This window comes from Bradyrhizobium australafricanum, from assembly GCF_020329495.1.
GTDB lineage: Bacteria > Pseudomonadota > Alphaproteobacteria > Rhizobiales > Xanthobacteraceae > Bradyrhizobium > Bradyrhizobium australafricanum.
Genome location: NZ_JAGKJL010000006.1, coordinates 198,476 through 212,494 on the forward strand (window position 1 = coordinate 198,476; position 14,019 = coordinate 212,494).

Below are 14,019 nucleotides of genomic sequence, written 5' to 3' on the forward strand. Positions count from 1 at the left end.
ACGCCGCGAGGACCCGTGCGCGACCGCTGGGCTTATCCGCTTCAATGCCTCGTCGCCGTCTCGGCGATGGCAGCCTTCGCGCATACGAAGGCGGCCGCGGCAGAGTTCGCCCTGAATGTCGCGACCCTGCCGCGCGTCGCGACCATCGACCCGCGCTTTCAGTCCTACAACATCGAGATGGTCGAGGTGACCGGCGGACGGTTCTGGAGACCCTATGCAACCGCCGCCACGCGCCGGCGTGCAGAGACGGAGCGGTTCGCAGCTCGCGCTCCGATCGACCTGCACGATGGCAGGCTCCGCAAGCTCGCCGCAGCCCTCTCACCCGCGTATCTGCGCGTCAGCGGGACCTGGGCCAACAGCACGTTCTTTGCGGATTCCGAGACGCCACCGGCTGCACCGACGGCCGGCTTCAACGGCGTGCTGACGCGACGACAGTGGCGGGACGTGATCGAGTTCTCGCGCGCCGTCGACGCTCCGATCGTCACGTCCTTTGCGATCAGCGCGGGCGCGCGTGACGCCGCGGGGCAATGGAATCCCGAACAGGCCCGGCAACTTCTCGCTTTCACGCGATCTGCAGGCGGGCGGATCGCCGCAGCCGAGTTCATGAATGAGCCCGATCTGCCGGCCATCGGCAGCGCCCCTGACGGCTACGATGCTGCGGCCTACGGCCGGGATTTTGCAGCGTTCCGCGCCTTCATGAAGGACACCGCGCCCGACGTGACGATCCTCGGCCCCGGCACGATCGGCACCGGCGCTGAGGCCCAAGCGCTTTTCGCCGCATCGGCAGCCGGCGTCGACGCGGTCTCTTATCATCATTATGGCGCGCTGTCGGCGCGATGCGGCGGTGATCGCAGGGCAAGGCATGCATTGTCGGACGAATGGCTGGCGCGAACCGGCGAGAGCCTCGCCCTCTACGAGACGCTGCGCGACCAGCTTGCGCCGGGCAAGCCGATCTGGCTGACCGAGACGGCCGAGACCGCATGCGGCGGCAATCGCCTGGCCGCAACCTTCGCCGACACGTTCCGTTACCTCGATCAACTCGGACGGCTGGCCAAGGCCGGCGTCCAGGTGGTGATGCACAACACGCTTGCGGCGAGCGACTACGGGCTGCTGGACGAGCGAACTCATCTGCCGCGGCCGAACTATTGGGCTGCGCTGCTGTGGCGGCGGTTGATGGGCACCACCGTGCTCGATGCCGGTATCGCGGAGCGTCACGGCTTCCATGTCTATGCGCATTGCGCGCGCGACATGCCCGATGGAATAGCCCTGCTCGTCATCAACAACGACCGGCGGATGCGGCACAAGCTCACGCTCTCAGCCGCCTCGCAACGTTACACGCTCGCGAGCGAAAAGCCTGCCGACGGCAACGTTCAGCTCAATGGCGCGACGCTCTTGCTCGGGACCTCTGACAGTATCCCCGCTCTCAACAGCGAAGCGGCTGTCGCCGGAACGATCGTCTTTGCACCCAGAACGATCACGTTCCTGATCGTCGCCGACGCCGGCAACGCCAATTGCCGGTAGCGGCCCGACGTCGCCTTACGCCGCGTCGCGGCTGGCGTCGGAGGATTCCGGCGGGCGCGCCACCAGATGGCCGAGCATGATGGCAGTCATCAGCCGCTCCATCTCGAGCCGCGCGGTGACATGCGACATGGTCGGCCGGCCACCGAGTGCGAGCTGGCTGACGTCGTCGATCGCCGTCAGTCCGCGCGGATAGAATTCGCGGAAGATCACGCGTTCGGCCAGGCCATCGACCAGGCGGAAATTCAGCGTCTTGGCCAATTCGCTCAAGGCTTCGCCGACCAAGCGCTTGTTGCGTGACCCAAGCGTGGAGAGGCGGTTGCGCAGCACCACCCACTCGAATGCCGGCTGATCGTGTGCGCTGCGCTGGCGCCGCGCCTCCTCCACCATCTTCGAATAGTGGCTGATGCCGGTCACCTTGAACTCGTTCGGATCGACGGTGCCGAGCACGTCGAAATCGAGGAAGCTGTCGTTGAGCGGCGTGATCAACGTGTTCGCCAGCGAATGCGTGAACGTCGTCAGATAGGTGTCATGGCCGGGACAGTCGATGACGACGAAATCGTGCGACCGGCCGAGCCGCTCGACGATCTCGGCAAGCGCGCTGCGCCCGAGCGTCTCGACCTCGCTGCTCCTGCCGCTCACCGTCTCGAAGCACATATGCGCGGGAACGCCGAGATCCAGCGAGGTTTCCCGCGCCCAATCCCGCCGGTTCTCGACGTAGTGCGTCAGCGACTTCTGCTTGTTATCGAGATCGATGGTGGCGACGCGCTGACCCGCCTTGATCAGCGCGATGGCGACATGCATGGCAATTGTCGACTTGCCCGAGCCGCCCTTGTTATTTCCGACAACTATGACTCGTGCGTTTGTCATGGGAATCCATACCGGACGCTTGAGTGAAAGCAGGACGAAACAGAATTTAATGAATGGCTCGAATCTCCCTGATTCGACGAATCTCGACAAGAGTCGCTGCTACATTGTCGTGATCGAAATCAAGAAGCTGCGACATCATTGTCACAGCTTCTTCGAGCACGTATCGTGAACGCAACTAGCGTCCCTGAAACACAGCCGCGCGGCGCTCAACGAACGACTTGATGCCCTCGGCCGCGTCTGATGTGTTGAGCACGCGTTCGCGGATCTGCGGGATGATCGCAATCGCCGCCTGCTCGCCGGCTTCGATGAACTTGCGGCCCGCCTCCTTGGTCACCTGAATTCCAAGCGGCGCATTGCGCGCGATGATCTCCGCGAGCGCCATCGCGCGCTCGACCTGCTGGCCCGCCGGCACGACTTCCTGCACGAGACCGATCCGATGCGCCTCGGCGGCGGTGAACTCGTCGCACAGCAACAGGTGATACATCGCATCGCCCCACCCGGCGCGGCTAATATAGCGGAAATGCGCGCCCGCCAGCGGCGCGATGCCGCGTTTGGCTTCCATCTGGCAGAAGCGGCTGTCGTCCGCGGCGATCACGATATCGCCGGCCAGCATCATCTCGATGCCGACGGTGAACACGATACCCTGCACCGCCGTGATGATCGGCTTCCGGCAGCGCTTCGTCAGCCCGAACGGGTCGACGTTGCCCTCCGGCAGCGGCTTGCGCGTCGCCGTCGGACCGAAGAACTTCGGCATGTCGAGACCCGCGGTGAAACTGCCGCCGGCGGCGCAGAGCACGCCGACCCAGAGGCCGTCGTCATTGTCGAGCAGCGTCAGCGCGTCGGAAAGCTCAGCCATCATCTCCGGACTGAAGGCATTCTTCTTCGCGGGATTGTCGATGATGATCTTGAGGATGTGGTCGTGCCGCTCGTGGCGGACCCGCCCTTCGCTCGCGCTGCCGGACATCTGTTCCTCCCTGCTTTGTGATTGGATGATTTCTGGATGATAGTTGTCATCCAGATGCATGATGCTCATAATCCAGAAAGAGAGTCAAACAGGGGCGAGGCGAGATGGGCCATTCCCAGGCCGACAAGGCCAGGAGCCGTGAGCGCATTCTGAACGAGGCTGCGACGCAGATCCGCGACAAGGGCCTCGACGCGCTCAGCATCGGCGGCCTGATGCAGCAGGTGAAGCTGACCCATGGCGGTTTCTATGGGCACTTCGCCTCGCGTTCCGACCTGATCGCCGCGGCTCTGGAACAAGCGCTGCATGCAGGCGAAGCGTCGGCTCACGCGGCGCGCGATCCCGACAAGCCGGGCAATATCAACACACTGGTGCGGAGCTATCTCAGCCGCGCCCATCGCGACTCGCCCAAGTCGGGCTGCGCGATCGGCGCGCTGATCTCGGATGTCGGTCGCGCCGATGCGCAGTGCCGCGCGGTGATGGAGCCGCACATCGAATCCTTCATCGCCAAGGTCGCCGAGACGTTCGGCGACGATGACGACGGCAACGCGATCCTCGCGGTGAGTGCGATGGTCGGGGCGCTGGCGATCTCGCGCGTCCTCACCGACCAGAAGCGGTCCGATGCCGTCCTGCGCACCGTGCGCGACAGCATCGTCGCGATGGCGTCCGACGAATGATTTCGCCCGCGCCGCGGGCACCTTGATGGAGCAAGCCATGAACGACCGATCCGCCCTCGAGCCGACCGCCGTACAAGGAAGCGTGCTGATTGCCGGCGTCGGCGCGTCGAACGGCCTCGGCGCCGCGATTGCGCGTCGCTTTGCCGCCGGCGGCTATCCCGTCGCGATCGCCGGCCGCAACGCCGACAAGCTCGCCGCGACAGCGGCCGAGCTGGCCGCAAGCGGCGCGACGGTCACGCATGTGGTCGGCGACGCCTCCACGGCGGCCGATGTTGCGCGCTTCGTCGCGGCGGCCGAGCGGCTCGCACCGCTCGCGATGGCCGTGCACAATGCAGGCTCCAACCGGCCGGCACCGTTTCTAAAGGTCAGTGAGCAGCGCTTCGAGGAGCACTGGCGCGAACACGCGCTCGGCGGCTTCCAGCTGGCACAGGCCGCGATCCCCGCTCTGCTTGCGCGCGGCGGCGGCACGCTGGTGTTCACCGGCGCCAGCGGTTCGCTACGCGGCAAGGCCAACTACTCACCGTTCGCTGCCGCCAAGGCCGCGCTGCGCGCGCTGGCGCAGAGCGTGGCGCGGGAATTCGGGCCGCAGGGCATCCATGTCGGCCATGTCGTGGTCGATGGCGGTATCGAAGGCGACCGCCTGCTGAGCATGCGTCCGCAATTGAAGGATGAGCGCGGGCCGGACGGCATGCTCAACATCGCGGCCATCGCCGACGCCTATTGGGTGCTGCATCACCAGCATCGCAGCGCCTGGACGCTGGAGCTCGACCTGCGGCCGTGGGCGGAGCAGTTCTGAACGCGCTGCGCCGCCCTCCCGCCCGTGAATATAGGTTGCGATCGGCCGGAATCTTGTCAGCTTATGCGGCAAGGTCCGTCGAGATCGCACCCTGTCCCGGGAGAAGGCCATGTCGCAGCCCACGCCGATCCTGCACCATTTCGATCAATCGCCGTTCTCCGAGAAGATCCGCATCATCTTCGGATTCAAGAAGCTCGCCTGGAGCTCGGTGCGGATCTCGCGGATCATGCCGCGGCCGGACCTGATGCCGATGACCGGCGGCTATCGCCGCACGCCGACGATGCAGATCGGCGCCGACATCTATTGTGACACCCAGATCATCATCCGCGAGCTGGAGCGGCGCTACCCGACGCCGACGCTGTTTCCGGCCGGCAATGCCGGCATGCCCTGGGCGCTCGGCATGTGGACCGACCGGCCGTTCTTCCAGAACACGGTCAACCTTGTGTTCGGCTTCATCGGCGACAAGGTCCCGCGGGATTTCATCGAGGACCGCGAGAAGTTGCGTGGCGGCAAGTTCGACGTCGCCGCCATGACCGCGGCGCTGCCGCAGATGCGCGACCAGTTCCGCGCCAATATCGACTGGATCGACGCGCAACTCGGCCACGGCCGGCCGTGGCTGTTCGGCGAGTTCAGCCTCGCGGACGTCAGTGCCTACATGAACGTGTGGTACGCGCGACAGAGCCTCGCCACGATGGACGAGATCATGAATTCCTTTCCGCGCGTTGCGGCATGGGAGGAGCGCATCCGCGCCATCGGCCACGGCACGCGCACCGAGATGTCGTCAGCCGACGCGCTCGAGATCGCCGCGAAGGCACGGCCGGAGTCGCCTGTGTGCGGCGACCCCAGCGACCCGAACGGTCGCAAGCCCGGCGACGTCGTTGCCGTGATGCCGGATGACTACGGCAAGATCCCGGTGCGTGGCGAGATCGTCTCGCTGTCGGCGCAACACATCGCGATCCGCCGGTCGGATGAACGCGTCGGCGAGGTGGTGGTGCATTTCCCGCGCGCCGGCTTCCTGGTGGTCCCGGGCTGATTGGCGCAGGCTGCTCCGAAGCGGGCCTGGAAACGCTGCGTTTCGCGGCGTGACCTTGCCGGCCCCCTGAACCGGCAATAGTTCCCATCTATCTCCAACCCAAGGCTCCACAGCGCAGGCTTGCGGATCGATCCGCAGCAACCCGACCTTTCGGCCTGCGTGCGATGGGTGGCCCGTGGCGGATGCTCCGCCACGCCGACAACCGGACTGACCATGACGACCTCCGTCGAATTCGGGCTTGATACGTTTGGCGACGTCACCAACGACGCCGCCGGCACGCCGCTGCCCCATGCCCAGGTGATCCGCAACGTCGTCGACGAAGCGGTGCTGGCCGATCAGCTCGGGATCGATTTCATCGGGCTCGGCGAGCACCACCGCGCCGATTTTGCGATCTCCACGCCCGAGACCGTGTTGGCGGCAATCGCGGCACGCACCCAAAACATCCGCCTCGGCTCGGCGGTGACCGTGCTGAGCTCGGACGATCCGATCCGCGTCTTCCAGCGCTTCGCCACGGTCGACGCGGTCTCGAACGGCCGCGCCGAGGTGATCCTCGGCCGCGGCTCCTTCACCGAGTCGTTCCCGCTGTTTGGCTTCGACCTCAGGCAATACAACGAGCTGTTCGAGGAGAAGCTCGATCTGTTCACCGAACTGCTCAAGCAGGAGCCGGTGACCTGGCAGGGCAAGCTGCGGCCACCGCTCAAGAACCAGTCGGTCTATCCGCCGGTCGAGCACGGCCGGCTGAAGACCTGGATCGGCGTCGGCGGCAGTCCCGAATCGGTGGTGCGCGCGGCGCATTACGACCTGCCGCTGATGCTTGCCATCATCGGCGGCGATCCCAAGCGCTTTGCACCTTATGTCGACCTGCACCAGCGGGCCTACCAGCAGTTCGGCCGCGAACCGAAGCCGATCGGCGTGCACTCGCCGGGCTATGTCGCCGAGACGGACGCGCAGGCACGCGAGGAGCTGTGGCCGGACTACAAGGTCATGCGCGACCGTATCGGCAAGGAGCGCGGCTGGCCGCCGATGGGCCGCGACGAGTTCGTGGCCGAGGCCGAGCACGGCTCGCTCTATGTCGGCGCGCCGGAAACCGTTGCTCGCAAGATCGCGGCGACCGTCAAGGCGCTCGGCGCGGCGCGCTTCCAGCTGAAATACTCGGCGGGCCCGCTGCCGCACGACAAACTGATGAAGAGCATCGAGCTCTATGGCCGCGAGGTGGCGCCGATGGTGCGCGAGATGCTGGCCGCGTGACGCGCCAGAACCGGCATGACAAAGCAAAACCCCCGGCGCTTTCGCGCCGGGGGCTCTGTTAGATCGCAATCAGATCAACCGGTATTACCAGTTGCGCTGAGCGCGGAGCAGCAACATGTAGGTGTTCTGGTCCTTCAGCTCGTAGATTGCGCCGGGCTTGCCGATCGTCGGGCTGCCGGGGAAGGCGACCGTACCGGCGAAGCTCTGGTCCAGACGGGTGTAGGTGAAGTCGGCCGAGAAGGTCAGGTTCTTCACCGGGGTCCACTGGGTCTGCGTGCCGAGCTGCGCGATGCTGTAGTCGGGGTTGCAGGACGTCAGAGCCGAACCAGCGCCGAAGAAGTTGCTCAGCGAGCCGCCTACGCCGTTGCCGGCCGGACCGCAGATGTAGCCCTTGGCCGTGCTGTTGTAGTTAACCTGGGCCCAGGCACCGTAGATGCTGGTGTTCCAGTTCGGGTTCCAGTTGTGCACGTAGGCACCGCGGAAGCCGTAGGTCGTGATCAGCTGCTGCTGGCCGCCGGTCACGAAGATCGAGTCCGGCGCGATGCCGAAGCCGATGCTCTGATAGGCACCCGGAATGTTGGTGCCGCCGAAGATGGTGTTGCCACCAGCCGAACCGGCGAGGTCCTGGATGTTGTAGCGGGTCGCACCGTTGGTGTAGACACCCTGCAAGTTGATGGTGTCGCCAGGTCCGGTCGGGATGTTCTTGATCGACAAGGCCAACTGACCTGCCCAGCCCCACTTGTCGTCCGGATGACCGGTCAACTCGGTGCCGCCGTAGTAGGCCACATGATTGTTATGCGCGGCGAACGACGCCTGGAACAGACCCCAGGCCTGATCGACGCGCAGCATCGCGACGAGATCCGGAGCGATCGTGCCAGCGTAGTCGCTGATGCCGAACACGTTGGTGTTGCCGGGAACGCCGAAGGTGACGGGCGCACCGAGGTTGACCACGCCAGCCTGATAGTAGGCCGACTGATCCTGAGCCGACAGAGACAGCGACACGCCGTTGCCGAACTGCGCGGTGTAGGTGAACTGGTTCACACCGGTGATCGTGCCGCCGCCGCCGACGAGACCGTCGTAGCTGTTGCCCGGGTAGTTGGCCCACGGAGCCGAGAACTGCGAGACCGCCTTACCGATGGTGAAGCCCGCGAACTGGATGAAGGCGTAGTAGACGCCGACCGTACCAGCGGCGACGTTACCGGAGCCGGCATTGTTCGGAGCCGAAACTGCGCCGATCGGCGAGTAAACGGTCGCGCCGTTGCCCTGACCGGCATAGCTGTCCGAGGTCCAGGAGAACGTCGCATCGAAGAACGTGCGGACCACGCCGTATTCGGTCGCGGTGCGCGTATCGATGTTCAGGTCTTCACGCGAACGCCAAGTGTAGCCGTTGGTGAAGCGGTTGTTCGCACCACCAGCACCCGAGGTGTTGCCGGTGTGGTCCGAGTTGGTGTTCGCCAGAACGTCGACGCGCAGGTAGCCGCCCAGCTTGATACAGGTGTCGGTGCCCGGGATGTAGTAGAATCCGGGACCATACAGGGAGCAAACCTTCACGTACTCGACCGCTTTGGCCTTGACGGGAAGATCGGCCGCCTGAGCTCCGCCGACCGCGACGAGAGCCGCCGCCGAGCCGAGGATAAGGCTCTTAACCATCTTCATGTTAAACCTCCAAGTTGCTCTATCTCAGGGAAGGTTCCGGATCCGCCGGGTAAGACACCCTCAGGTTGGTTCCCTTTGTCCCTTAAATCCCCGCTTAGTCGCTTCGCGTCTTCGGACACACCCGCATGAACGCGAGGGACTTAAGCGAACCACCTAGAACGGGACGACCTCGGGATGCCCCCCTCCGTCGTAGTTCCATATGAGACAGAAGGCCCCCGATCACGCAACAAAAGACCGCTCGGTTTGGGGCGAGTTGCGGCTGTTTTCGGGCAAATGTTGCACAAATATCACGGGCTTTTGAATTGCGACAACCCCACAAGCCATTGAAATATAATACGAATATTTCAGTTACCGCTATCGGGCACAAGATTGGGCAACACCGCGCGGAACGGTGTGCAAAACGCGTAGTCCTACTGAGAAAGCGAAAGCCGGAATCGGCCTCGGCAGCGCTGATTCCGGTATCCGGGCACGACATTTCGGCCCAAAACGCCGCGATTTGAACAACATAGCCCGCCCTGAATACCGTCGACTCGCGCCTGGAAGGGGGCTTTCCGATGGCTCGGAGCAGGCCGAATGACGGCGGGCGGTTTGCCACGCATGTGCAGTAACGATGCTACATGTCACTGGGATGTCAGCGCGCAGAATCGGTCGATTTGTTCTCCCCAGCCCCGGCGCGCTGAAATATCTCTACTGTGCACGGCGCACCCGCAAGGCTCGTCTCCGACGGAGCCGCATCGCGCTCACTCGTCCAAAATGTCCAGGAGATCCTCGATCCGCTCGAAGGGCGGCTCGTGTATGTTGCCCGAATAGAACACGCGATCGCCATCGCGCTGGAGCGAACGTGCTCTGGATTTGGGCAGCCTCCCTGGGAGGAACGTCGCCGCGACGGCCTCCGGGCCGACATCGAGCCTCACGATCCCTCTCCGCTTGCAATCGATCCTGAGCCTCGCCGCGGCGAAGAAGTCCCGCCCCGCCGACGGCAGCCTGCCGAAGCGGCGCGAGGTCTCTTCCTCGAGATCCTCCAGATCGTCTTCGCTCCGGCACCTTGCGGCACGGCCATAGATTTCAAGCCGCACGGATTCCGATTGCACATAGCTCCTGGGCAGCAGATCCGCGAGCGGAAGGTTGAGATCGGGCACCCACATATCGGCGGACCGGTCGTTGGTCTTCTCCGAGGCTTGCTTCAGAAGGTGGCTGTAGAGCACCGGACCGAAAACCTGCACGTGGCCGGATTGACGCTCCGAAAGCAGATCCCCGGCGCCTCTGAGGTCGAGATCCCGCTCGCTGATAGCAAAACCGGCGCCCGGTCTGCTGAACTCCTCCAGAACGGCCAAACGCCTCCCGGATTGTTCCGAACTGGATTCGGTCAGCATGTATGCGAAGGCGCGTGTCCCGCCGCGTCCCACCCGGCCTCTGAGCTGGTGGAGCTGTGCCAGACCGAACTTTTCCGGCCAGCAGACCACGATGGTGTTGGCCCGGGGGATGTCGAGACCGCTTTCCACGATGTTGGTCGCCAGGAGGACGTCCGCCTCGCCTTCGACGAAGCTCATCATTCGATCGTCGATTTCGTCGACGGGTAGCTTGCCATGCAGGCAGACGATGCGGAGCTCCGGGGCCATCGACTGCACGCGCGCCAGCATCGGATCCAGATCCTGGATGCGCGGACAGATCAGAAAGCTTTGCCCGTGACGTCGCTGCTCGCGCAGCAATGCTGCGGCGATGGCGGCGTCCGAGAGCGGAGCGATCTTGGTCGCGACCGGAAGCCGATGAACGGGCGGGGATGCGATCACGCTCAGCTCCCTGAATCCCGCAAGGCCCGCCGCAAGTGTGCGCGGAATCGGCGTGGCACTCATCCACAGCGTATGGGCGCCCTTCGCCAGCCCTGAAAGCTTGGCCTTCTCGGCCGCGCCGAAGTGCTGCTCTTCGTCGACAATGACCAGGCTCAGCTTGGCGAACCTCACGTCCTTCGATGCGATCGCCTGCGTGCCGACCACGACCTTCATCTTGCCGCTTCGCAGTCCCTCCTTGGTCTCCTTCATCTCCGGAGCCGACGTCGCCCGCGACAGGCTTCCCACTTCGATGCCAAGCGGAGCAAACCGTTTGCGGAAGGTTGCAACGTGCTGCCTTGCCAGAACAGTCGTCGGCACGACGACGGCGACCTGCTTGCCCGACAGCGCAACGGCCGCCGCCGCGCGCAATGCCACCTCGGTCTTGCCAAACCCGACGTCGCCGCAGACGACCCGATCCATCGGATGACCGGACGCCAGATCATCGAGGACGTCGCGAATTGCCTTCGCCTGGTCGACGGTCGTGAAATACGGAAAGCGCGCGACGAACCGCTCATAGGCGGGACCGGGAGCGACCAGCTTGGGAGCGCGCCGGCGGCGCCGTTGCGCGATGTGTTTGGCAAGCGCCTTGGCGGCAGTCTGGATTTCCCGCTCCGCCTTGCCACGCCGCGTCCACCACGTACTGCCATCGGCCCTGTCCAATGCCAGCTTGCCGAGCTCCGCGGCATACGGCCAGATCAGCGCAAGATCGGCCGGCGGAACGAGAACGGCATCATCCCCCGCGAATGCCAGCCTGATCATCTCGCGCGATGATCCCTTCCCCACATCGAAAGTCTGCAAGCCATCGAGCACGGCCAGCCCGCGCTGCAAATGCACGACGACAGCGCCGCGCTCCGGCACGTCGGGATGATCGAAAGCCGAACTCCAGGCTCTCGCCATGGGCTGCGGATGATGCGCCCTGCTGCCGAGCACGTCGGTCGCCGTCACGACGACGAGCGGCTTGCGCCCTGAGCCGATGAAGCCGGTGTCGAAGTCGGCCAGCAGCGCGCCTTCGCCGCCTCGCCCCTTCGCCGCCTCGTTCCAGTCGGCGAAGCGCTCCGCCTTGATCCCGCTCATTCGCTCCATCGCGCGCAGATCGTCCTCGACCGCAGCGACAAACAGCAGCCGCGATCCGGCGCGCTCGGTGTCGGCGACAAATGCGCGAAGAGCTTTCCGCGACGAGGCGACCTTCGAGAAGTCAGGCGTGGCGGTGAAAGCTGCCTTTCGAGGCAGCGAGCTCATCCGTCTGGTCAGCCGTTTCCAGTCAGCGGGCCCCAGATACTCGCGCTCCGCCTCCCTGCGGCCGGCCGCCTCCTTGATCGTGCTCAGCCAGCTATCGGCGTGGCCCGAAACGCCGGCGTCCGCGATCCAGTGCGCGCGCTGACAATAATCCGGCAGCGCCGCCCGCTGTGCCCGCTTGCCGCCCAACGCGATCCGTTCGGACATCGGGTCGATGTGCAGTTCCTCCGCGTCGAACACGACGTCGTGCTCGTCCGGATCGACACCTGCGATTCTGCGGATCACGCCACCGGAATGCTCAATTCTGAACGGCCCCAGCGCGCCCGCGGGAAATACCTCGAACGTCATTCCGTGGAACAGAGCGCTGCCGGGATAATCCGCCTCTTCGTCGAGATCGTATCCCAGAGCTTCCAGACGATCCTTGAGTTCCTGCTCGGAATAGCCCGCCCCCACCTTCAGGCTGATGCTGAGGCGCGCCGAGCTGGCTGGCAACGGCAATCGCTCCATGATCGCTTCCGCCGTCGACACCAGGAAGACCGGCTTCTTGCTCCGGGCGAGGCGCCTCAACACCGAACTGCGCCGGCCGGCGATCTCTCGTGACGGCTCCAGCCCGTCAAAGGGCAAGGTATTCAGCCGCGGAAACACCAGCACCTCGAGCGAGGGATCGAGCGAATGCAGCACGCTGCCGAGGCGCTCGGCCCTGTTCTCGCTTTCCGCAAGGAAAACGATGCCGTCCTGCCCGGCCTTCTTCCACTGCTCGAGAAGATGGAGCGCCAGCATGCCGAGCGGTGAGGAAGACGAGATCCCGGAACGCGCCGATCCCTTGCTTTTCTTCTTCGCGCCAGCAGCAGCGCGGGCCTTCTTGGTATTCGCCACGTCAGATCCGTCGTTATGTCGTGATTACGATCGCCCGTTGACCTGGATCTCCGGGCGACTCGGGGCTTGTCGCCCGCCGCCATGGAAGCGAAAGCGGCACAGATTTCCAGCCAAGCCGGCCCAATCCGCCCGAAATGGCGGCGGGGGCGGCCGGAAAAAAACGATTCCTCTCTTGAAATCAACGGCTTGGTTGCTGGCTGGGGCGGGAGGGATCGAACCTCCGAATGGCGGAATCAAAATCAGCTTGATTATTCAATGATTCCAACGCGTATTTGGAAAAAAGCACAGAATTGCGCTCTAACAATATCAATAGCTTGGCAATAGTTTCCAAATGAATGTCGGAGCCTGCGACACAGAAATCGGTCCTCGAAATCTAGTCGCGACCTCCACACCTCAGACCGTGAGCTGAGCTCGATCCTTTCCAACAGTTGCGTGGCGACACTGAGGCCCTCCAGGTAAGACCCATCTCGAGGATTCTCAGGCAAACCAGATTGCGGCCCCAATGCCGCTCACGACGGCATGATCGTTGGTCCAAAGGAATTTGGCGTCAGCCTTCGGGTCTCGGTAACGATCAGCCATACGATTCAGTACGCTGAATCGACTTGAAGTGGTCGATACAGGCCGACGGCGGCGTTGGTCTGAGGAGGAGAAAGCGCGGATTGTTTTGGAGAGCCTGTTCGAGCCTCGCCTGGTGGCGGCGACAGCGCGGCGATACGGCTTGTCGCGTTCTCTATTGGTGACTTGCCGACGAGCCTTCGCGGCGAACCGGACCAAATCCGAGGCTGGCATTGTCAGGGCAGTTGTGGCCGAGGGTGGGCCCGTGGCGTCGGTAGCAGCCTCATCGGTGAGCGCGACAGCACATTCGACAGAGCGTCGGATTGAGATCGAGCTGGCTGGCGGGCGGCGCGTCATTGTCGATGTCGACGTTGAGGCGCTTCGCCGGATCATCGAGGCTCTGGATCCGCGATGATTCCGGTTCCTACGGGAGTTCGGGTATGGCTGGCGACGGGCCACACCGACATGCGCAAAGGCTTCGCCTCATTGTCGTTGCAGGTGCAGGAGGTGTTGCGCCGCGATCCCCTCAGCGGTCATTTGTTCTGCTTCCGCGGGCGCCGAGGCGATTTATTGAAGGTGATATGGCATGATGGTCAGGGGGCGTGCCTGTTTACGAAGAAACTCGAGAGAGGTCGTTTTGTCTGGCCGTCGCTGAGAAGATTTTCTATCGCTTGGTCCATGGCGCTTCAGGGTGGCGCAAGAAACCTCGTTCCAGCCAGCGAAGCGATCTAGATCACGGCCCCGAGACATTCAAGCGCGTTGGA

The 14,019-nt window shown here is 64.1% G+C and carries 11 protein-coding genes; 7 read left to right on the plus strand and 4 right to left on the minus strand.

From position 1 onward, the window contains the following. Positions 1 to 15 precede the first annotated feature (15 nt). Entirely contained in the window at positions 16 to 1,521 is a 1,506-nt protein-coding gene (locus J6525_RS08245) for a hypothetical protein (protein ID WP_225643523.1), read from the plus strand. 15 nt (positions 1,522 to 1,536) lie between these two features. Here J6525_RS08245 and J6525_RS08250 read toward each other — a convergent pair whose 3' ends face one another. Next, complete coding sequence (locus tag J6525_RS08250) at positions 1,537 to 2,388, minus strand: division plane positioning ATPase MipZ (protein WP_225643524.1); 852 nt, start codon at positions 2,386 to 2,388, stop codon at positions 1,537 to 1,539. 175 nt (positions 2,389 to 2,563) lie between these two features. Beyond that, positions 2,564 to 3,352 carry a crotonase/enoyl-CoA hydratase family protein gene (locus J6525_RS08255; protein ID WP_225643525.1) on the minus strand — a complete coding sequence of 263 codons (789 nt, stop codon included), beginning with the start codon at positions 3,350 to 3,352 and terminating at the stop codon, positions 2,564 to 2,566. 104 nt (positions 3,353 to 3,456) lie between these two features. Between J6525_RS08255 and J6525_RS08260 the strand changes: the two genes are divergently transcribed. From J6525_RS08260 to J6525_RS08275, 4 genes are all read left to right on the plus strand, one after another. Continuing rightward, on the plus strand, positions 3,457 to 4,026 hold the full coding sequence (locus tag J6525_RS08260; protein ID WP_092090384.1) for a TetR/AcrR family transcriptional regulator: 570 nt from the start codon (positions 3,457 to 3,459) through the stop codon (positions 4,024 to 4,026). A 37-nt stretch (positions 4,027 to 4,063) separates the two neighbouring features. Continuing rightward, on the plus strand, positions 4,064 to 4,822 hold the full coding sequence (locus J6525_RS08265; RefSeq protein WP_225643526.1) for an SDR family NAD(P)-dependent oxidoreductase: 759 nt from the start codon (positions 4,064 to 4,066) through the stop codon (positions 4,820 to 4,822). A 109-nt stretch (positions 4,823 to 4,931) separates the two neighbouring features. Next, entirely contained in the window at positions 4,932 to 5,855 is a 924-nt protein-coding gene (locus tag J6525_RS08270) for a glutathione S-transferase family protein (RefSeq protein WP_225643527.1), read from the plus strand. Between the two features lie 213 nt (positions 5,856 to 6,068). After that, positions 6,069 to 7,103, plus strand: coding sequence for an LLM class flavin-dependent oxidoreductase (locus J6525_RS08275; RefSeq protein ID WP_225643528.1), 1,035 nt, complete (start codon positions 6,069 to 6,071; stop codon positions 7,101 to 7,103). Positions 7,104 to 7,187: 84 nt separating this feature from the next. Here the strand turns inward: J6525_RS08275 and J6525_RS08280 are convergent, their stop codons facing one another. Further along, a complete protein-coding gene (locus J6525_RS08280) occupies positions 7,188 to 8,759 on the minus strand; it encodes a porin (protein ID WP_225643529.1) in 1,572 nt (523 codons plus the stop codon). 740 nt (positions 8,760 to 9,499) lie between these two features. Next, on the minus strand, positions 9,500 to 12,604 hold the full coding sequence (locus J6525_RS08285; RefSeq protein ID WP_225643559.1) for a DEAD/DEAH box helicase: 3,105 nt from the start codon (positions 12,602 to 12,604) through the stop codon (positions 9,500 to 9,502). A gap of 703 nt (positions 12,605 to 13,307) precedes the next feature. On the opposite strand from J6525_RS08285, the gene tnpA reads away from it, so the two are divergent. Further along, positions 13,308 to 13,670 carry an IS66-like element accessory protein TnpA gene (tnpA, locus tag J6525_RS46930; protein WP_376708455.1) on the plus strand — a complete coding sequence of 121 codons (363 nt, stop codon included), beginning with the start codon at positions 13,308 to 13,310 and terminating at the stop codon, positions 13,668 to 13,670. Continuing rightward, positions 13,667 to 13,987 (plus strand): IS66 family insertion sequence element accessory protein TnpB, encoded by a 321-nt coding sequence (gene tnpB / locus J6525_RS08295; RefSeq protein ID WP_312009760.1) that lies wholly within the window; start codon positions 13,667 to 13,669, stop codon positions 13,985 to 13,987. Before tnpA ends, tnpB begins: the two co-directional genes overlap by 4 nt. Positions 13,988 to 14,019 lie beyond the last annotated feature (32 nt).